Origin of the sequence: Streptococcus sp. 339 (assembly GCF_013277285.1) — a bacterium.
Taxonomy (GTDB): Bacteria; Bacillota; Bacilli; order Lactobacillales; family Streptococcaceae; genus Streptococcus; species Streptococcus pseudopneumoniae.
Genome location: NZ_VMMR01000109.1, coordinates 1 through 3,181 on the forward strand (window position 1 = coordinate 1; position 3,181 = coordinate 3,181).

General features: G+C 42.5%; 1 protein-coding gene, 15 tRNA genes and 1 pseudogene. 2 read left to right on the top strand and 15 right to left on the bottom strand.

What is annotated here, in order from left to right:
- Positions 1–16 precede the first annotated feature (16 nt).
- Positions 17–654, top strand: a pseudogene (locus HT736_RS10670) (AraC family transcriptional regulator); the annotation flags it as partial.
- The gene (birA, locus tag HT736_RS10675) at positions 651–1,586 is read left to right on the top strand and encodes a bifunctional biotin--[acetyl-CoA-carboxylase] ligase/biotin operon repressor BirA (protein ID WP_000844510.1); all 936 of its coding nucleotides are present in this window, start codon (positions 651–653) and stop codon (positions 1,584–1,586) included. The pseudogene HT736_RS10670 and the gene birA, both read left to right, overlap by 4 nt.
- Positions 1,587–1,813: 227 nt before the next feature.
- On the opposite strand, the gene HT736_RS10680 is transcribed toward birA, so the two are convergent.
- The 15 genes from HT736_RS10680 to HT736_RS10750 form a co-directional block, all read right to left on the bottom strand.
- Positions 1,814–1,901: transfer RNA gene (locus tag HT736_RS10680), tRNA-Ser, on the bottom strand.
- A gap of 6 nt (positions 1,902–1,907) precedes the next feature.
- Positions 1,908–1,981: transfer RNA gene (locus HT736_RS10685), tRNA-Ile, on the bottom strand.
- A gap of 35 nt (positions 1,982–2,016) precedes the next feature.
- Positions 2,017–2,087 (bottom strand) — tRNA-Gly (locus HT736_RS10690).
- Between the two features lie 19 nt (positions 2,088–2,106).
- Positions 2,107–2,179 (bottom strand) — tRNA-Phe (locus HT736_RS10695).
- A gap of 3 nt (positions 2,180–2,182) precedes the next feature.
- Positions 2,183–2,256: transfer RNA gene (locus tag HT736_RS10700), tRNA-Met, on the bottom strand.
- A 10-nt stretch (positions 2,257–2,266) separates the two neighbouring features.
- A tRNA-Ser gene (locus HT736_RS10705) sits at positions 2,267–2,356 on the bottom strand.
- A 10-nt stretch (positions 2,357–2,366) separates the two neighbouring features.
- Positions 2,367–2,440 (bottom strand) — tRNA-Ile (locus tag HT736_RS10710).
- Between the two features lie 13 nt (positions 2,441–2,453).
- Positions 2,454–2,527 (bottom strand) — tRNA-Met (locus HT736_RS10715).
- Between the two features lie 5 nt (positions 2,528–2,532).
- A tRNA-Pro gene (locus HT736_RS10720) sits at positions 2,533–2,606 on the bottom strand.
- A gap of 15 nt (positions 2,607–2,621) precedes the next feature.
- Positions 2,622–2,695 (bottom strand) — tRNA-Arg (locus HT736_RS10725).
- Positions 2,696–2,706: 11 nt separating this feature from the next.
- Positions 2,707–2,792, bottom strand: a tRNA-Leu gene (locus HT736_RS10730).
- Between the two features lie 7 nt (positions 2,793–2,799).
- Positions 2,800–2,871: transfer RNA gene (locus HT736_RS10735), tRNA-Gly, on the bottom strand.
- Between the two features lie 22 nt (positions 2,872–2,893).
- Positions 2,894–2,966: transfer RNA gene (locus HT736_RS10740), tRNA-Thr, on the bottom strand.
- Between the two features lie 18 nt (positions 2,967–2,984).
- Positions 2,985–3,066 (bottom strand) — tRNA-Leu (locus HT736_RS10745).
- A gap of 5 nt (positions 3,067–3,071) precedes the next feature.
- Positions 3,072–3,144, bottom strand: a tRNA-Lys gene (locus tag HT736_RS10750).
- Between the last annotated feature and the right edge of the window lie 37 nt (positions 3,145–3,181).

The following is a 3,181-nucleotide window of genomic DNA, read 5'->3' on the forward strand; positions in this document are numbered from 1 at the left end:
TAAAACTAAATGACTATATCAAGCAGATAGTAAAGAACCTTGGGCCTACTACTGGTTAGGAATCACTGGAGGGAAAGCTCCTGATTTTTTTTGCCCTTTCTCAAATTTCTGATCAATCCTATCTCATCCAATCTGAAACTTGTCATACCCAGACTACTGCAAAACTCATCTCAGACATTGTTCGCTTCGCTCAGATTACAAAATCCAATGAATTAGCTCAACTCCATATCATGGGACAACTCCATGAACTGATGTTTCATCTGGGAACTATTGCTCCCAATCAGAAAAAAGAATATTTCATCAACCTACCAACTCTATCTTGAATGCAAACGATTAATTGATAGCCACTATCCTCAATCACTTACAATTCAAGATTTAACAAAAGAACTATCCGTTCACAGAAGCTACTTATCAAGCGTATTCAAAGAATTTAATACCTTATCACCCAAAGAATACCTACTCTACGTTCGAATGCACCGAGCTAAACAACTTCTCGAAAATACCCAAGAATCCATCAAGGTAATTGCATACTCGGTAGGTTTTTCAGATCCACTACATTTTTCGAAAGCTTATAAACAATACTTTAATCAGACTCCAAGTCATACAAGAAAAGAATACTCTCAATACCAACTAGTGAGAAAGGCAACATTATGAAATCCTACCAAGCTGTCTACCAAATCCTATCTAAAGAAACCGACTATATCAGCGGAGAAAAAATCGCAGAAAAACTATCCCTAAGCCGAACATCAATTTGGAAAGCTATCAAGCGACTAGAACAAGAAGGGATTGAAATTGATAGTATCAAAAATAGAGGATATAAACTGATGAATGGTGACCTTATTCTTCCAGAGATTCTAGAAGAAAATCTTCCAATTAAAATCAGTTTTAAACCCGAAACAAAATCAACACAACTAGATGCAAAAGAAGCAATTGATTTAGGCTATGAAGCAAACACCCTCTATCTAGCTTCCTATCAAATAGCAGGGCGTGGCCGTTTTCAACGCTCCTTCTACTCTCCTCAAGGTGGCATTTATATGACCCTCCATCTTAAACCAAATCTTCCCTATGACAAATTACCGTCCTACACACTACTTGTAGCTGGAGCTGTCTACAAAGCCATTAAGAACCTAACTTTAATAGATGTCGACATAAAATGGGTCAATGATATCTACCTAAACAATCATAAAATTGGAGGAATTCTCACTGAAGCAATGACCTCTGTAGAAACTGGCTTAGTCACAGATATCATTATTGGAGTAGGTATCAATTTCACTATTAAAGACTTCCCTCAGGAATTAAAAGAAAAAGCTGCCAGCTTATTTAAAGCTACAGCTCCTATAACAAGGAATGAATTGATCATAGAAATCTGGCGTACTTTCTTCGAAACACCAGCAGAAGAGCTATTATACCTATACAAAAAACAGTCATTCGTTCTTGGAAAAGAAGTTACTTTCACACTAGATCAAAAAGACTACAAGGGACTTGCTAAAGACATCTCTGAAAGTGGAAAACTTTTGGTGCAATGTGATAACGGAAAAGAAATCTGGCTCAATAGCGGAGAAATTTCTCTCAAGAGTTGGAAGTAATAATAAATTAGAACAACCATAAAATCGACAATATATAAAGATTTTAGCTTTTCTTCAACCCACTACAGTTGACAAAGAGCCTGAAAACTTCAAAAAACGGATTTTTATCGCTCTGAACATCAAAAAAGAAAGGACGAAATTTGTCCTTTCTCGAGCTTAGCTGACTTCAACCCACTACAGTTGACAAAGAGCCAAATGAAAAAGAGAGTTACAAACTCTCATTAAAACGGAGAATAAGGGATTCGAACCCTTGCGCCAGTTACCCGACCTAACGATTTAGCAAACCGTCCTCTTCAGCCTCTTGAGTAATTCTCCAATTAATGGGCACGAGTGGACTCGAACCACCGACCTCACGCTTATCAGGCGTGCGCTCTAACCACCTGAGCTACGCGCCCAAGTTAAAAAACTTGGTAATTTGAACAAAGTTCAAAGCGGGTGACGAGAATCGAACTCGCGACAACAGCTTGGAAGGCTGTAGTTTTACCACTAAACTACACCCGCATAAATACTATCAATAAAATGGCGCGAGACGGAATCGAACCGCCGACACATGGAGCTTCAATCCATTGCTCTACCAACTGAGCTACCGAGCCTTATTGCGGGAGCAGGATTTGAACCTACGACCTTCGGGTTATGAGCCCGACGAGCTACCGAGCTGCTCCATCCCGCGTTAATATAAAAGGAGGATGTGGGATTCGAACCCACGCACGCTTTTACACGCCTGACGGTTTTCAAGACCGTTCCCTTCAGCCGGACTTGGGTAATCCTCCAATATTCAAATGGACCTTGTAGGACTTGAACCTACGACCACTCGGTTATGAGCCGAGAGCTCTAACCAGCTGAGCTAAAGGTCCGACAAGATCATTATAGCGGCGAAGGGGATCGAACCCCCGACCTCCCGGGTATGAACCGGACGCTCTAGCCAGCTGAGCTACACCGCCATGAATCGGGAAGACAGGATTCGAACCTGCGACACCTTGGTCCCAAACCAAGTACTCTACCAAGCTGAGCTACTTCCCGAGTTAAATAGAAAAATGCACCCTAGAGGAGTCGAACCTCTAACCGCCTGATTCGTAGTCAGGTACTCTATCCAGTTGAGCTAAGGGTGCTCATTAGTTTATGCCGAAGACCGGAATCGAACCGGTACGATCGTTACCAATCGCAGGATTTTAAGTCCTGTGCGTCTGCCAGTTCCGCCACCCCGGCCTCTCTAAGCGAACGACGGGATTCGAACCCGCGACCCCCACCTTGGCAAGGTGGTGTTCTACCACTGAACTACGTTCGCACTATTTTCTTCTATCTAAAAATGCCGGCTACATGACTTGAACACGCGACCCTCTGATTACAAATCAGATGCTCTACCAACTGAGCTAAGCCGGCTCATCTATTATATCTCAATGCGGGTTAAGGGACTTGAACCCCCACGCCGTTAAGCGCCAGATCCTAAATCTGGTGCGTCTGCCAATTCCGCCAAACCCGCAGATATGACCCGTACTGGGCTCGAACCAGTGACCCATTGATTAAAAGTCAATTGCTCTACCAACTGAGCTAACGAGTCTAAAATAACTTGCGTTACCTTAAACGGTCCCGACGGG

Excerpts from the sequence above, each read along its gene's own strand:
- birA (WP_000844510.1), top strand. The coding sequence starts at position 651 with ATGAAATCCTACCAAGCTGTCTACCAAATCCTATCTAAAGAAACCGAC.